The organism is Stenotrophomonas sp. 93052_Sma, assembly GCF_056481145.1.
The window spans coordinates 3,942,861-3,959,128 of sequence record NZ_CM151134.1 but is presented as its reverse complement, the minus strand read 5'-3'; the positions used below and the strand labels follow the sequence as shown (position 1 = coordinate 3,959,128).

Below are 16,268 nucleotides of genomic sequence, written 5' to 3'. Positions count from 1 at the left end.
AAGGCGACGTTGAGGGATCAGTGCGTTAGTCGATAGAGCTCGAGAGGTATTGTGGTTATTTCGACGTCGACTTTGTTGGTCACGTTGCCAACGCGCTGCCATTTGCCCGTGTCAAAGTTCAGTTTCTCCACCTCCCGCCACCACTTGTTGAGGCCAATGATCCCGGATGCCGATTGCCGGGGGGCACGAGCAGTAACGACGAGATAGACCAGGGAACGATCGTCGCTGCCGTACTCGCCCACAAGGAATGATGAATTCGACAGCCAGCCTGAGACCTGGGCCGATGGAACGCCGAGATTGTTGTCGGCAAAACCCAGGTAGTTGACGTTTGCCAGTGCGGACTGGACCTGTCTCGTTACACCGAAAGTGCTTTGCTGATCCGAAGCCAGATTGCGAAGGTTGTTGCGTTTGTCGAGCAGTCCGAGCATGTCATTCCCATTCGGAACACTGGCGGCATTGCTGACATCGTGGGTAATGAAGTTCGCGAAGCCGTTGATGCCGAATGCAAAAGACCATCCGGCGAACCAACGCAGATCATGGAAGTTGGCGTACTCGAAAGGGTCCTGGGCCAGCGAGGGATGTGCGGATTGCACATTCTGGAGGTAAGCGACGGCAGTTTGCCCCCTGGATCTGGCGAGATTCGAAATGATCGACATGTTCTCGGACATCAGAAGGTCCTTCGCCGTTGGACACTTCCTGAATGACGGGGTAAATGGATAAATGTCGAAGGCGAGGTAGTCAGGGCGCACCTCGTCAGATACCCGGCGCGCAAACGTCGAGTAGCGTGCCACCATCTGTGCGGTTCTTTCAGGTTGCGAAATACTCGCTTCCATGCAATCCACACCATAGTCAGTGGGTGACATGGCGCCGGCATGTTCAGTGCCCGCATAGGAGCCCGCGTTGGCATGCAATGGGAACAGGTTGATGAACACCTTCATGCCTGCGAGACGGTGGTCGCCTTTGACGCATCGGTTCATCTCTGCGAGTGGAGAAATGTCTTTTTCTGGTGGTTCATCCTTGAAATGAAGACCAGCAAAGCTCTTGCCAAACTCGGCACGGAGTTTGACTAGAACTGGATCAATCCGTTCCTGAGTGTAAGTCTGGCAGTTGAACTTCCCGGCTTGGGTTGCAGATTCGAACGTCCAACGTTCATACGTAAAGAACTCAAGCCCTCGCGTGCTGATCGGGGTCGCAATGGTACGCAGCTGACTCAACGTTGCCGATGGTACGAGAAAACGCGTGACGCCGATTGCCGCAAGTTGATCGACTACTTTCTCCGCGATGGCGGGATTGTCCAGATAGCAGTCCTGGGCAAAGTCATCGCAGGATCCTCCAGACATCATTGCGAACGTTCCATCTGCAACGCCAGTGGCATGCGCCGTCGGAGCTCCTAGAAGGAACGCGATTGTTAGCCAAGCCAACTTCATGGTTGAGCTCCTTCTCTTGTCGGTGGAGGCCTGAAGATTCTAGTCGTATCTGCGCTAGTGGTTTCTTAGCATGGCATGGTCGGGGTAGGGAAATTCAGAACAAAAAAGCCCCGGCAATCACCGGGGCAACATGCTGCGAGGGTTTTGCGTGTATTGGGGGAGCGGGGGCGAAGCCCCCGCGCTCAACACACCGCTTTAGAACTTGAAGACGTACGAAGCGCCGTAGACCAGCGGATCGATGTTGACCGTGCCGATTTTCTCGCCGTTCAACTTCACCTTGCTGTCGATGTCGATCCAGCGCATGTCCACGCGCAGTGCGCCCTTCTCGCCGATCGCGAAGTCCACGCCCGCATGCGCGGCCAGGCCCCACGAATCCTGCAGCTTCAGGCGGCTGTCCTTCAGCGCACCGGTGGTGTCTTCGCTGAAGAAGGTCGTGTAGTTCACGCCCGCACCGATGAACGGCGACACCTTGCCCTTGCTGTTGAAGTGGTACTGCACGGTCACCACCGGCGGCAGCTGCTTGGTGCTGCCCACGCGGCCCAGGCCGTTGATGTTGATGTCGTGCTTGAACGGCAGCGCGGCCAGCACTTCGATGCCCAGGTTGTCGGCAATGAAGTACTCACCGGTGATGGTCGGCTTGACGTCGTTGTCGACGTCGACCTTCAGGGTGTGGTTGGCCAGCCAGCCGTTGTTCGACTTCGGGGCCACTTGGTGCACGCCGGCGGAGAGGGTCCAGTCGCCCTTGGACTGGGCCATGGCCGGGGCGGCGGCGAGGGACAGGGCGGCGGCCAGGCTGGCCACGATCAGGGGGGAGGTCTTGCGCATGGGGGTGATCTCGTTGCTGGGTGGATGCAGCCAGTCTCGGCCTCACATCGCGCTAACGCTTTGATCCGGATCAAATCCTGTCCGCCGGCCTGCTGCCTGCCGGGGCTGGCCGGCGGTGGCCAGCCCCGGTTTGCTAGACTTGTGGGCCCTATCCATCCCGCCGCACCCGTCGCGGCCGCAGGAGCTTGAGAACATGGCAATCAAGGTTGGTATCAACGGTTTCGGTCGCATCGGGCGTAACGTCCTGCGCTCGGCGGTGCTGAACTTCGGCGACGACATCGAAATCGTGGCCATCAACGATCTGCTGGAGCCGGACTATCTGGCGTACATGCTCAAGTACGACTCCGTGCACGGTCGTTTCAAGGCTGACGTGGCGGTGCAGGGCAACGACCTGCTGGTCAACGGCAAGAAGATCCGCCTGACCCAGGAACGCGACCCGGCCAACCTGAAGTGGAACGAAGTGGACGTGGACGTGGTGATTGAATCCACCGGCCTGTTCCTGACCAAGGAAACCGCGCAGAAGCACATCGATGCCGGCGCCAGGAAGGTCATCATGTCGGCTCCGTCGAAGGACGACACGCCGATGTTCGTCTACGGCGTGAACGACAAGACCTACGCCGGCCAGGCGATCGTCTCCAACGCGTCGTGCACCACCAACTGCCTGGCCCCGCTGGCCAAGGTCATCAACGACAAGTGGGGCATCAAGCGTGGCCTGATGACCACTGTGCATGCGGCTACCGCTACCCAGAAGACCGTCGATGGCCCGTCCAACAAGGACTGGCGTGGTGGCCGCGGTATCCTGGAGAACATCATTCCGTCGTCCACCGGTGCGGCCAAGGCCGTCGGCGTGGTCATCCCGGAACTGAACAAGAAGCTGACCGGCATGAGCTTCCGTGTCCCGACCTCGGACGTGTCGGTGGTCGACCTGACCGTCGAGCTGGAAAAGGAAGCCACCTACGCTGAGATCTGCGCTGAAGTGAAGGCACAGAGCGAAGGCCCGCTGAAGGGCATCCTGGGCTACACCGAAGACAAGGTCGTGGCCACCGATTTCCGCGGCGAGACCTGCACCTCGGTGTTCGACGCCGAAGCCGGCATCGCCCTGGACGGCACCTTCGTCAAGCTGGTCACCTGGTACGACAACGAGTGGGGCTACTCGAACAAGTGCCTGGAAATGGCCAAGGTCGTCGCCGCCAAGTAAGGCTGGCCAAGATCGCACGCGGACCCCGGCCTGGCCGGGGTTCGTCGTTTATGGGGCCAGCCCTGTCGTAGCATGGGGCGGTCGACCGCTGCCGCTGGGGCGCGGGATTGCAATGGAAGCATGCAATGGAAGCATTGATAGCCCTGGTGGTACTGGTTCTGCTGGCCATCCCGCTGCTGCTGGTGGTGGCGCTGGTGATGATTGCCGGCCTGCGCCGCCGTGTGGCCGCGCTGGAAGGTGCCTTGGCCGCCGCGCCGGCCGCCCGTCCGGTTGCAGCCGAGCCTGCACCAGAACGGGCTGCGCCCATGCCTGCGGCCAGTGCCGATCCACCGTTCCTGCGGCCGGTCGCCGTTGCTGCACCGCCCCAGCCAACGCCGCCGCCGGTGCACGAACCGGTGCCTGCGGCAGCGGAGGCGCTGCGCCCGGTCGCACCACCGCCGGTGCCTTCCGTGCCAGTCCAGCCGCCGTTGCCTTCCGAACCGACGCTGCCGAACTTCATCGAGCGCGGCGTCGGAGCGGTCAAGCGCTGGTTCACCGAGGGCAACGTGCCGGTCAAGATCGGCATGCTGGTGCTGCTGGCCGGTGTTGCCGCGCTGTTGAAGTACGTCAGTGACCAGGGCTGGCTGGTGCTGCCGATCGAGCTGCGCCTGGCCGGTGTCACCGTGGGTGCGCTGGGCCTGCTGGCGTTCGGTTGGCATCAGCGCGAGCGCCGGCGCTTGTTCGCACTGGCGCTGCAGGGCGGTGCCATCGGCGTGCTGCTGCTGACCATCTTCGCCGCGTTCAAGCGGTTCGAGCTGCTCAACCCCGGGTTTGCCTTCGCCAGTTCGATCGCGCTGGTGGCCGGGCTGTGTGTGCTGGCGGTGGTGCAGAACTCGCGCACGCTGGCGGTGCTGGGCATCCTCGCAGGCTTCATGGCACCGCTGTGGCTGTCCACCGGCAGCGGCAACCACGTGGGGTTGTTCAGCTACTACGCGGTGCTCAACGCCGGCATCTTCGCCATTGCCTGGTTCCGGCCGTGGCGCGCGCTGAACCTGCTGGGCTTCGCCTTCACCTTCGGCATCGGTACGTTCTGGGGCGTGCTGCAGTACGCGCCGGACAAGTTCAGCAGCACCGAGCCGTTCCTGCTGCTGTTCTTCGCCTTCTACCTGCTGATCCCGCTGCTGTACGCACGCCGGCAGCCCGCCGGGCGGCGTGACCTGGTCGACGGCAGCCTGGTGTTCGGTACGCCCTTGGTCGCCTTCTCGCTGCAGGCCGGCATGCTGCACGAGCAGCCGATGACGCTGGCGCTGTGCGCACTGGGCCTGGCGGCGATCTACGCCGTACTGGCGCGGGCACTGATTGCGCGCGTCGTACACCGTGCTGGCGCAGTCGCATGCGGTGCTGGCGGTGGGCTTCGCCACGCTGGCGGTACCGCTGGCCTTGTCGGCGCGTGCCACCGGCGCGGTGTTCGCGCTGGAAGGTGCAGGCCTGGCCTGGCTGGGCCTGCGCCAGAAACGCTGGCTGCCGCAGGTGTCCGGTGCGTTGTTGCAGATGGGCGCGGCGTTCGCTTTCGTGGCCGGTGGCGATCACTGGCATGAGGACCTGCGCTTCCTGCTCAACCCGACCGCGATCGGTGCACTGCTGCTGGCCGTTGCCGGCTTCGCGTCGGCCTGGAGCTACCAGCGCAGGCAGCGCCACGAGATTGCCCTGGTCTACTACCTGTGGGGCCTGCTGTGGTGGCTGGGTGGCCTGGTGCACGAGATCACCCGGTTCTTCCCGTACCGCACCGAAGTGGATGCACTGCTGGTGCTGGCTGCCGTTACCGCATGGCTGGCCGCCGAAGTACAGCGGCGCCAGCCGGCGCGCGCTGGGGATGACCGCGCTCGCGATGCTGGCGCTGGGCTTCCCACTGGCGCTGATACAGAGCGACGCGCACCATCAGCCGTTCGCCGGCTACGGCGCGCTGGCCTGGGCGGTGTTCGCGGTGCTGGGCGTGCGCACGCTGCTGTGCCTGCGCCAGGGCGGCAATACCGTGGCACGCATCGCGCAGTTCCTGTGGTGGCTGCTTTGGCCGTCGCTGCTTTCGCTGCTGGCCCTGTGGGGCGGTGGCGAGGCCGGGCTGGCACAGGGCTGGACCACGTTGCTGGTGACGCTGCCGTGGCTGTTGATGGCGGCGCTGTCGCTGTGGCGCTGGAATGCGCTGCGCTGGCCGCTGGGTGCAGCGTTCGACCGCGTGCGCCAGCCGCTGCAGTGCGTGCTGTTCGGCCTGTTGTCGATCGGCTGGCTGTCCGGCCAGCTGTTGCCGGGCGATGCTGCGCCGCTGCTGTGGCTGCCGGTGCTGAATCCGGCGGAGATCGGGCAGTGGCTGAGCCTGCTGCTGCTGGCGCGTTGGCTGTACAGCGATCAGGCGCCGCAGGCGCTGCTGGGTATTCGCATGCCGCTGCTGTCACTGGCAACTTTCGTCGCGCTGACCAGCGTTGTGCTGCATGGCGTGCATCAGTGGGGCGGCCTGTCGTGGAACGCGTCGATGATGCGCTTCAGCCTGGCGCAGACCAGCCTGACCGTGCTGTGGAGCATGCTCGGCGTGATTGCCTGGGTGTGGGGCTCGCGCCGTGGCCAGCGCGTGTTGTGGATGGTGGGTGCGGTGCTGATGGGCGTGGTGCTGGCCAAGCTGGTCATCGTCGATCGCCAGCACCTGGGCAACCTGCTGGGCATCGCATCGTTCATCGCTTACGGCCTGCTGTGCACGGTCGTGGGTTATCTGGCACCGGCACCGCCGAGCGCGGCGCCGACCGTGGAGGAAAAACAATGAAGACGTGGAGCAGGGCGCTGCTGCCGGCGATGTTCGGCATGCTGGCCGCCGTCACCGCACAGGCCGCCGATTACCGTACCCAGTACGCCGAGCAGTGGCCGCTGACGTTGTCCAGCGCACAATCGGGTGCCTACCGTGTTGTGCTGGAACCGGCGATCTACCGTCGCGCCGGTAGTGCGGACCTGGGCGATGTGCAGGTGTTCAATGCCGCCGGCCAATCGTTGCCGTCGGCATTGCTGGCGCCGGACCAGCCGCTGGCACAGCCGCCGGTGCAGCGTGAGCTGCCGTGGTTCGCGTTGCCGCCGCTGGCCGAAGCGCAGCGCAACGACCTGCAGTTGCTGACCGAGCGCGATACCGATGGCCGCGTACGCCGGGTCGAGGCGCGCGTGAGTGGTGGTGCGGTAGCGAACGGGCAGGGCGGTTGGCTGATCGATGCCAGCGTGCTCGGCCAGCAACCATTGGCGGCACTGGTGCTGGATTGGGCGGACAGTGGCCAGCCGTTGCAGGCACAGGTGCAGCTGGACGTCAGCGACGACCTGCAGCACTGGCGTGCGATTGGCCGCGACATTCCGCTGGTGGATCTGCAGCGCGCCGGCAAGCGCCTGCTGCAGCGCCGTCTGCAGGTGGATGGTGAAGCGCGCTATCTGCGCGTGCTGGCGCAGGGTGATGCCCGTCTGCCAACGCTGCGCAGCGTGCTGGCCGAGCTGCCGCCGGCACCGGCCACACTGCCGTGGGAGTGGTTGTCGCTGGAACCGACCTCGAAGCGCAAGGGCGAATACACCTTCGAGATGGATGGCCGCTTCCCGGCGGCGCGTGCTGACGTGGCCAGCACCGACAACAGCCTGGTGCAGTGGACATTGTTCAGCCGCGATGACGAGAGCGCGGAATGGCAGCGCCGTAGTGCACCGTGGATTGCCTATCAGCTGCAGCAGGGCGCGCAGGGCCAGCGTCAGCAATCGGCCGCGCAGCCGCTGGGCGGCGTGCATCGGGATCGTTACTGGAAGCTGGTAGCAAATCCGGCTGAAACGGCGACGGCTCCAACCCTGCGTCTGGGTTATCAGCCGGAAGTGCTGGTGTTCCTGAGCCAGGGCGCGGCGCCGTATGCGCTGGCGGTGGGCAGCTCGACTGCGCGCCGGATGGAGGCGCCGATCGGTGTGCTGATCGAGGAGCTGCGACAGCGCAATGATCCGTCGTGGCAGCCGACGCTGGCACGCCTGGAAGGCAGACCGGAGCCACTGGCAGGTGAGTCGGCACTGAAGCCGCAGCACGACTGGAAGTCGTGGCTGCTGTGGGCGTTGCTGGGGCTGGGTGTGTTGGTTGTTGGCGGCCTGGCGGTCAGTCTGCTTCGGCAGAAGCCGGCGCCTTCGGCGTAGGTTCCGGCGAACGGCGCAGCCCCTCGTGGGTGGGGTTGGTCGTGTAAAGCAACAGCCGTGCTTGGCCGGGCGGGTGGGCTGGGAAGGGGACGCCGTGAATCCGTCCTTGGGGGCTTAGCCGCGCCATCCATGGCGCGGATACCCCTGCCCAGCCCACCCGCCCGGCCTCTGACGGTTTCCGTGTGCGTCCACCCACGGAAGAAAAAAATGAAGAGCAAAAGCAAAAGCAGCTTGGCTGCGCGCTCTTTGTAGAGCCGAGCCCACGCTCGGCTGCTGTTCGCGGAGACGGCCATCGGGGTCAGATCCGTTTTCCGCAGGAAAACGGATCTGACCCCTTCTTTCTCCATCCGACATCAGAAACTGCTTTTGCCTTTGCCATCCGCATCACCTCATGAACCTGTCGAGGCCGGGGTGGTGTGGGCTGGCAGGGGTATCCGCGCCATGGATGGCGCGGCTAAGCCCCCAAGGACGGGTTTACGGCGTCCCCTGCCAGCCCACACCACCCCGGCCCAGCCCCAGCATCACAAGGCGCCAGCGCTTTGGCTTCGGCCGTTGCTGTTGCCGTGCGCCTCTGCCTGCCGCAGGCATCGGCCCTCCCACCACCCGCACCCGATACAATGGCCGTCTGCCGTAGCCCGGCATCCCGTCCCTGAGCCAAAGAGTTGCCCATGTCCATCGTCCGCATGACCGACCTCGACCTCTCCGGCAAGCGCGTGCTGATCCGCCAGGATCTGAACGTGCCGATCGAGAATGGCCGCATCACCTCCGAACAGCGCATCACCGCTTCGCTGCCGACGCTCAAGCGCGCTGGAGCAGGGCGCGGCGGTGATGGTCACCTCACACCTGGGGCGCCCGAAGGAAGGCGTATGGAGCGAAGCCGATTCGCTGGCGCCGGTGGCCCAGCGCCTGTCCGAGCTGCTCGGTCGCGAGGTTCCGCTGGTGCGCGACTGGGTCGACGGTGTCGACGTGCAGCCGGGCCAGCTGGTGCTGCTGGAAAACTGCCGCATGAATGTCGGCGAGGGCAAGGACGATGAAGCCCTGTCGAAGAAGTACGCCGCCCTGTGCGATGTGTTCGTGATGGATGCCTTCGGCACCGCGCACCGTGCGCAGGCCTCGACCCATGGCGTCATCCGCTTCGCCCCGGTCGCTGCGGGTGGCCCGCTGCTGATGGCCGAACTGGATGCGCTGGCGCAGGCGCTGGATGCACCGGCCAAGCCGCTGCTGGCCATCGTCGCCGGCAGCAAGGTCAGCACCAAGCTGGAACTGCTGGCCAACCTGGTCGGCAAGGTCGATCAGCTGATCGTCGGTGGTGGCATCGCCAACACCTTCATCGCTGCCGCCGGCTACAACGTCGGCAAGTCGCTGTACGAGCCGGACCTGCTGGACACCGCGAAGAAGATCGTGGCCGATGCCAAGGCGCGTGGCGCCGATATCCCGCTGCCGGTGGACGTGGTCACCGCCAAGCAGTTCATGCCGGACGCGCTTGCCGAAGTGAAGGCGGTCGACGCCGTTGCCGAAGACGACCTGATCCTGGACATCGGCCCGCAGACCGCGGCGCAGTACGCGCAGCTGATCGGGAAGGCCGGTACCGTGGTCTGGAACGGTCCGGTCGGTGTGTTCGAATTCGAGGCCTTCAGCAAGGGCACCGAAGCGCTGGCCCGTGCCATCGCCAGTTCGCCGGCGTTCTCCATCGCCGGTGGCGGCGACACCCTGGCCGCGGTCGACAAGTTCGATATCGCCCAGCAGGTCAGCTACATCTCCACCGGTGGCGGTGCGTTCCTGGAGTTCCTGGAAGGCAAGACCCTGCCTGCGGTGGCCGCACTCGACGCGCGCGGCGCATGAGTGCCGATCGCAGCAAGGATGTCCTGTTCTTCGACCTGGACGGCACGCTGATCGATTCGCAGGTGGGTATCACCGCCTGCATCGCCTATGCGCTGCAGAAGATGGACCATCCGGTGCCACCGCAGGAGACCCTGCTGGGCTGGATCGGTCCGTCGCTACGCACCACCTTCGCGCCGCTGTTCGGTGAACCGGCGCGGGTGGAACAGGCGGTGGGCTACTACCGTGAGCGCTTCGACGTCGAGGGCTGGCGCGAGCACACGGTGTACCCGCAGGTGGAAGACACCCTTCGCACGCTGCATGGTCGTGGCCATCGCCTGGCGGTGGTCACTGCCAAGAACGAGCCGCACGCGCGCCGCATCCTTGCCCACCTGCCGTTCGGTGGGCTGTTCGAGGAGATCGTCGGTTCAACCCTGGATGGCTCGCGCAGCCACAAGCCGGAACTGGTCGGCGAGGCGCTGCGTCGGCTGCAGGTGCAGCCCGCGCAGTGCTGGATGATCGGCGACCGCCGCATGGACATTGAAGGCGCGCGTCACCATGGCCTGCGCAGCGTCGGTGTGTTGTGGGGCTTTGGCGGTGAGGCCGAACTCACCGAAGCCGGTGCCGGGCAGCTGGCCCGTGAACCGGCGCAGTTGGAAGCGCTGCTGGCGTGATGCGCCGTTGATCGGTAACGCCGGGCCATGCCCGGCGCTACCTCCACCCTGCGCCAGCGTATGTCCGGCCGATGTCCGTTCGATGACCCGCGAAGTCAGGCAGCACAAGGCTGTAACCGTATACATGCGGCGTGAAGGATGTGCTAATTTCCGTTCTTTATCGGGAGAGGCCCATTCACCATGTTCGAGCGTCAGCGTCGCACCAAGATCCTTGCCACCCTCGGTCCGGCCACTGATCCGCCGGGCGTGCTGGAGGATCTGTTCCGCGCCGGCGTCAACGTGGTGCGCCTGAACTTCAGCCATGGCGATCCCTCCGGCCAGGCCAAGCGTGCTGCCGAAGTGCGCGCTGCCGCGGCCCGCGTGGGCGTGGAAGTCGGCATCCTGGCCGACCTGCCGGGCCCGAAGATCCGCATCGAGCGCTTCGCCGAAGGCAAGGTACAGCTGAAGGCGGGCAACCGCTTCGACCTGATCGCCAGCACCAGCGCCGGCCCGGGTGACGCCACCCAGGTGGGCGTGAGCTACCTCGGCCTGCCGCAGGACGTGGGTCCGGGCGATGTGCTGCTGCTCGACGACGGCCTGATGCAGCTGCAGGTGGTGGAAGTGCAGGGCGAACGCATCATCAACACCGTACTGAACGACGGTGTGCTGTCCGACCGCAAGGGCCTGAACAAGCAGGGCGGCGGCCTGTCGCTGGGCGCGCTGACCGAGCGCGACAAGGAACTGATCGGCATCGTCGCCAAGATCGGTGTCGACTTCATCGCCGTGTCGTTCTGCCGCAATGCGCAGGACATGAACGACGCGCGTGAGATCGCCCGCTCGCACGGCTGCGATGCCGCGCTGGTGTCGAAGATCGAGCGCACCGAGGCGATCGAGAACCTGGAAGAGATCGTCGAGGCCAGCGACGTGGTGATGGTGGCCCGTGGCGACCTCGGCGTGGAAATCGGCGATGCCGAACTGCCGGGCCTGCAGAAGAAGATCATCAAGGCCTCGCTGGCGCAGAACAAGGTGGTCATCACCGCTACGCAGATGCTGCAGTCGATGGTCGAAAGCCCGATTCCGACCCGCGCCGAAGTGCTGGACGTGGCCAACTCGGTCATCGACGGCACGGACGCGGTGATGCTGTCGGCCGAGACCGCTGCCGGTGCCTGGCCGGTCAAGGCCGTGGAAGCGATGGCGCGCATCTGCCTGGGGGCCGAGCGCCAGTTCCAGACCGAGACCGACTTCAACGCTTCGCCGCGCAACCTGGAACGTGCCGACCAGGCCATTGCCATGGCCACCATGTTCCTGTCGCAGCATGTGGGCGTGCGCGCGATCGTGGCGATGACCGAATCCGGTGGCACTGCTCGCTACCTGTCGCGTTTCCGCGCCAAGGCGCCGGTGTTCGCGGTCACCCGCCACGACGGTGCACGCCGCCAGATGGCGCTGATGCGCGATGTCTACCCGATCAACTTCGACAGCCGTGGCCTGACTCCGCGTGAAGCCGCACGCGGCAGCATCCGCCTGCTGGTGGAAGCCGAACTGCTGCAGGCCGGTGACCGCGTCGTGTTCACCAGCGGTGAGCACATGGAAACCCTGGGCGCGACCAACACCCTGCGCCTGCTGGAAGTGGGCGAAGACGGCCGCGCCAGCGGCCTGGGCGATCTGTAAACCCAGGCGGCCCTGGGTCGGAGCCGCTGCGCGGGTCCGACCCGGGCTCAGATCCCCGAAGGGGTCGTGACCCGGCGCAACAGGACATCGCCTGTCCGGTGCGGACATTGGAATCGTTTCCAGACTGCCCTGCACGTCGGTGCAACGGGCGGCGGGGCTATACTTACGTTTTTCCCGCACCCGCCACAGGAAGTACATGAGCATCGAACAGCTGGCTGAAACCGCCCAGGCCATGGTTGCCCCGGGCAAGGGCATCATCGCGATCGACGAATCCACCGCTACCATCGCCAAGCGTTTCGCTGGCGTCGGTATCGAGAACACCGAGGAGAACCGTCGTGCCTACCGCGAACTGCTGCTGACCACGCCGAAGCTCAACGAGCACATTTCCGGCGCCATCCTGTTTGACGAAACCATCCGTCAGTCGACCAAGGACGGCGTGCCGTTCGCCAAGTACATGGCCGACCACGGCATGATTCCGGGCATCAAGGTGGACAAGGGTGCGCACCCGCTGGCCGGCTGCCCGGGCGAGCTGGTGACCGAAGGCCTGGACGGCCTGCGCGAGCGCCTGCAGGAGTACTACAAGCTGGGTGCGCGCTTCGCCAAGTGGCGTGCGGTGATCAACATCGGCGAAAGCATTCCGTCGGGCACCTGCATCGAGTCCAACGCCCACGCGCTGGCCCGCTATGCCGCCCTGTGCCAGGAATGCGGCCTGGTGCCGATGGTCGAGCCGGAAGTGATCATGGACGGCGACCACGACATCGAGACCTGCTACGAAGTCACCGAAGCCACCCTGCGTTCGCTGTTCGATGCCCTGTACCAGCAGAACGTGCTGCTGGAAGGCACCATCCTGAAGGCCTCGATGGTCATCTCCGGCAAGGGCTGCGATGAGCAGGCCGACGTCGAGGAAGTGGCCGAGTCGACCGTGATGTGCCTGAAGAGCACCGTGCCGGCCATCCTGCCGGGCGTGGTGTTCCTGTCCGGTGGCCAGAGCGACGAGCAGTCCACCGAGCATCTGAACGCGATGAACCAGCTGGGCAACCTGCCGTGGCCGCTGAGCTTCTCCTACGGCCGCGCCATGCAGCAGGCCGCGCTGAAGCTGTGGGCCAAGGACATGAAGGGCAACTACGCTGCCGCCCAGAAGACCGTGTACGAGCGCGCCAAGGACAACGGCCTGGCCGCGCTGGGCAAGTGGAACGGTTGATCCGTCCCATCGCAGGATGAACAGGGCAACGCCGGCATCACGCCGGCGTTTGCTTTTGCGGGTATCTTTTCCGCCCCCACGCACCGGGCCGGTGTGCGGGACATACATGGAAGGCCAAGGAGAAAAAACATGCGTTTGGCAGCAATCACACTGGCCGTCGCCACGGTCCTGATCGCCGGCGGTTGCAACCGCATCAGTGGCGGTGGTGACGCAGGCAAGGCCGCGTCACTCGATTTCGACAAGCCGGTGTCCGGCGAGATCACCTCGCGCAGCGGCATCAACTTCAACGACGGCAGCCATCACCAGCTGTACCAGATCAAGCTGGAAGACAGGGAACTGGTCGGCCTGAAGCTCACCGGCGCACTGACCGGTTCGATCGCCGTGTTCAACAACGGCAGCCTGGTGTCCACCAGCAATACCGGTTACGAACGCGAAGGCGATGTCTCGCTGGCCTTCCGTGCCAACGGTGGCGGCACCTACCAGGTGGCGGTCAACGCCAACGGTCCGAGCGCCTTTGGTCCGTACCGCCTGCGCGCCGAGAAGCTGAAGCCGTACGACGGCAAGCCGCTGGTGGGCAGTGGTGAGATCGTCGATATGCTGGCCAGCAACTCGCAGGACTACACCCTGCAGGTGGAGAAGGCGGGCCTGTACGAGATCCGCCTCGTCTCGGATGTCTTCGATCCGGTGCTGAAGCTGTCCGGCCAGGGCGTGGATGCCGAGAACGATGACGGCGGCGACAGCACCAACTCGCGCCTGAACCTCTCGCTGAAGCCGGGCAAGTACACCCTGACTGCACGCGGCCTCGGCGACGGCGTCAATGGCATGTTCACCCTGTCGGCCACCCGCATCGAACTGCCAGGCAACCTGGTGGATCGCGATGGCACGGCACTGCCGAAGTCGGGCAGCGCGTACACCATGCTCGACAACGAAGGCCGCCGCCGCTTCCTGCTGACCCTGGATCGTCCGGCCGACGTGCGCCTGGACGCGATTTCCAGCCAGGTCGATACCGTGCTGCGCGTGGTCGGCGGCGACGTCGAGCTGACCGACGACGACGGTGGCAATGGCACCAATGCACGCCTGGAAGAGACGCTGCCGGCAGGTCACTACACCGTCGACGTGTCCAGCCTGAACAACGGTGCGGGCCTGGTGGAAGTGCGCGTGCAGGTCGAAGGTGCCAGCGCCGACGGTGCTGCCGCCTCGGCCGCACGCGCCGCTGCGGATGCAGCTGCTGCCGTGGCCGATGACGCCGCTGCTGCGGTGGAAGCAGCCAGCCGTTGAGGTGATCCACACGTAGCGTGGATGACCTCAAGGCCGCAACGGGAAAGGCCGGGCAATGCCCGGCCTTTCCTTTTACCGGAAGCGCTGCGGTTCAGTGCGCAGCGGCGAAGCCCGCATCGCCCAGAGGCGGCAGCATCGATCCACGCGGTTCGTTGTCCGTGCTTTGTCCCGCGGCGCTCAATGCCTGCTGGTAGGCCTTCGCCGTAGCAGTGTTGAACGCCACCAGCACGATGCGCATCGGCTGTGCATGGCTGCGCTGCCACGCCAGTGTTTCCGTCACTGCGATCTGCGCGGCCTGGTACAGCGGATAGCCATACACACCGCAGCTGATCGCCGGGAACGCGATCGACTTCACGCCCAGCGACTCGGCCAACTGCAGCGATTTCCAGTAGCAGTTGGCCAGCAATGCCGGTTCGTCGCGCTGGCCGTCGTGCCAGACCGGGCCCACCGTGTGCAGTACATGCCGCGCAGGCAATGCGTAAGCGTCGGTGGCGCGCACTTCGCCGGTTGGGCAACGCACGCCCGGACGCAGCTCCGGCAACTGCTCGCACTCGGCCAGCAATGCCGGCCCGGCCGCGCGATGGATCGCGCCGTCGACGCCGCCGCCGCCGAGCAGTGTTTCATTGGCCGCGTTGACGATCGCATCCACCGCCAGGGTCGTGATATCGCCCTGCCAAACTTCGATCTTCATGCGTCCGTCTCCTGCCTGTGAGGTGTTCCGCGCAGCATCTGCGCCGGCTGTTCCCACGGTAGGGGACAGGGCATCGATACTGCGTCATGACCGTCTCACGCGCTGCGATCCGACGGCCTTCACGCACGATGGTGGGCGACGTCTTCACGCAGGCTGAAGCAGAAAGGGCTCAGAGCTTTTTTCCGCACGGAAAAGGCTCTGACCCCTGCGATCCATGGTTCTGGCGAACCGGGTCAGAGCCCTTTCCCTGCAGGAAAGGGATCCGACCCAATGCATCACGGCAGGCCGGCCAGCCAGTCGTCGTCGGAACCCTCATTCACATCGGCGAACAGCGGTGTGGAGAAATAGCGCTCGCCGGTATCGGGCAGCATTGCCAGGATCACAGAGCCCGGTTCAGCGCGGGCGGCCACGTCCAGCGCGCTGGCCACGGTGGCGCCGGCGGAAATGCCGACGAAGATGCCTTCCTCCGCAGCCAGGCGACGCGCGGTGGCGATCGCGCGGTCATCTTCGACCGAGACCAGTTCGTCCACCACATCGCGGTTGAGCACGTCCGGCACGAAGTCCGGGGTCCAGCCCTGGATCTTGTGCGGCTTCCAGTCATCGCCCTTCAGCAGCGCGGCGCCGGCCGGTTCGGTGGCGATGATGCGGGTCTGCGGGCGCGCGACCTTCAGCACTTCGCCCACGCCGGTAAGCGTGCCACCAGTGCCCCAGCCACTGACGAAGTAGTCCAGCCGCTTGCCGGCGAAGTCGCGCAGGATCTCGGCGGCGGTGGTGTTGCGGTGGTAGGCCGGGTTGGCCGGGTTGGCGAACTGGCTGGCCAGGAACCAGCCGTGCTGCTCGGCCAGTTCGGCCGCCTTGCGCACCATGCCGCTGCCGCGCTCGGCGGCCGGGGTCAGGATCACCTTGGCACCGTAAGCGCGCATCAGCTTGCGGCGCTCCACCGAGAAGGTCTCGACCATGGTGGCCACGAACTTGTAGCCGCGCGCGGCGGCGACCATCGCCAGTGCCACGCCAGTGTTGCCTGAAGTGGCTTCGACAATGGTGTCGCCCGGCTTGAGCAGGCCGCGTGCCTCGGCGTCGAGGATGATCGCCAGCGCCAGACGGTCCTTCACCGAACCGCCCGGGTTGAACGACTCGACCTTGGCGTAGACGCTGACCTGCGCGGGCGCCAGGCGCTGCAGCCTGACGATGGGGGTGTTGCCGACGGTATCGAGGATGGAGTCGTACAGGGCCATGGAAGCGCTCCGGAAACGGGGCCGCGCCGGGCTTCGGCGGGCGAAGGGGGAGGGCTGGCTGTTCAGGCCAGCGGCTGCCGGCTGACCGTAGCGCCGGCATATGACGCCCG

General features: G+C 65.4%; 11 protein-coding genes and 2 pseudogenes. 9 read left to right on the top strand and 4 right to left on the bottom strand.

Features of this window, described 5'->3' with window-relative positions:
- Nucleotides 1-17: 17 nt before the first annotated feature.
- Entirely contained in the window at nucleotides 18-1,427 is a 1,410-nt protein-coding gene (locus tag ACZK2V_RS18545) for a hypothetical protein (protein ID WP_329811395.1), read from the bottom strand.
- A 195-nt stretch (nucleotides 1,428-1,622) separates the two neighbouring features.
- The gene (locus ACZK2V_RS18540) at nucleotides 1,623-2,252 is read right to left on the bottom strand and encodes an OmpW/AlkL family protein (protein ID WP_019338734.1); all 630 of its coding nucleotides are present in this window, start codon (nucleotides 2,250-2,252) and stop codon (nucleotides 1,623-1,625) included.
- Nucleotides 2,253-2,445: 193 nt separating this feature from the next.
- On the opposite strand from ACZK2V_RS18540, the gene gap reads away from it, so the two are divergent.
- The 9 genes and pseudogenes from gap (at nucleotide 2,446) to ACZK2V_RS18495 (ending at nucleotide 14,232) form a co-directional block, all read left to right on the top strand.
- Complete coding sequence (gene gap, locus ACZK2V_RS18535) at nucleotides 2,446-3,450, top strand: type I glyceraldehyde-3-phosphate dehydrogenase (protein WP_010484083.1); 1,005 nt, start codon at nucleotides 2,446-2,448, stop codon at nucleotides 3,448-3,450.
- Between the two features lie 125 nt (nucleotides 3,451-3,575).
- A pseudogene (locus ACZK2V_RS18530) lies at nucleotides 3,576-5,520 on the top strand (DUF2339 domain-containing protein); the annotation flags it as partial.
- Nucleotides 5,521-5,596: 76 nt separating this feature from the next.
- A complete protein-coding gene (locus ACZK2V_RS18525) occupies nucleotides 5,597-6,241 on the top strand; it encodes a DUF2339 domain-containing protein (protein ID WP_486323340.1) in 645 nt (214 codons plus the stop codon).
- Complete coding sequence (locus ACZK2V_RS18520) at nucleotides 6,238-7,614, top strand: DUF3999 domain-containing protein (protein ID WP_486323339.1); 1,377 nt, start codon at nucleotides 6,238-6,240, stop codon at nucleotides 7,612-7,614. The genes ACZK2V_RS18525 and ACZK2V_RS18520 overlap by 4 nt, the downstream gene beginning before the upstream one ends.
- A gap of 668 nt (nucleotides 7,615-8,282) precedes the next feature.
- A pseudogene (locus tag ACZK2V_RS18515) lies at nucleotides 8,283-9,456 on the top strand (phosphoglycerate kinase).
- A complete protein-coding gene (locus ACZK2V_RS18510; RefSeq protein WP_154264282.1) occupies nucleotides 9,453-10,106 on the top strand; it encodes an HAD hydrolase-like protein in 654 nt (217 codons plus the stop codon). Before ACZK2V_RS18515 ends, ACZK2V_RS18510 begins: the two are co-directional and overlap by 4 nt.
- A gap of 180 nt (nucleotides 10,107-10,286) precedes the next feature.
- Nucleotides 10,287-11,753 (top strand): pyruvate kinase, encoded by a 1,467-nt coding sequence (pyk, locus tag ACZK2V_RS18505; RefSeq protein WP_032127871.1) that lies wholly within the window; start codon nucleotides 10,287-10,289, stop codon nucleotides 11,751-11,753.
- 196 nt (nucleotides 11,754-11,949) lie between these two features.
- Complete coding sequence (locus ACZK2V_RS18500; RefSeq protein ID WP_010481439.1) at nucleotides 11,950-12,954, top strand: class I fructose-bisphosphate aldolase; 1,005 nt, start codon at nucleotides 11,950-11,952, stop codon at nucleotides 12,952-12,954.
- Between the two features lie 129 nt (nucleotides 12,955-13,083).
- Entirely contained in the window at nucleotides 13,084-14,232 is a 1,149-nt protein-coding gene (locus ACZK2V_RS18495; RefSeq protein ID WP_189719956.1) for an ABC transporter substrate-binding protein, read from the top strand.
- Between the two features lie 91 nt (nucleotides 14,233-14,323).
- Here the strand turns inward: ACZK2V_RS18495 and ACZK2V_RS18490 are convergent, their stop codons facing one another.
- On the bottom strand, nucleotides 14,324-14,923 hold the full coding sequence (locus tag ACZK2V_RS18490; protein WP_032127873.1) for an O-acetyl-ADP-ribose deacetylase: 600 nt from the start codon (nucleotides 14,921-14,923) through the stop codon (nucleotides 14,324-14,326).
- 275 nt (nucleotides 14,924-15,198) lie between these two features.
- Nucleotides 15,199-16,158 carry a cysteine synthase A gene (cysK, locus tag ACZK2V_RS18485; RefSeq protein ID WP_032127874.1) on the bottom strand — a complete coding sequence of 320 codons (960 nt, stop codon included), beginning with the start codon at nucleotides 16,156-16,158 and terminating at the stop codon, nucleotides 15,199-15,201.
- Between the last annotated feature and the right edge of the window lie 110 nt (nucleotides 16,159-16,268).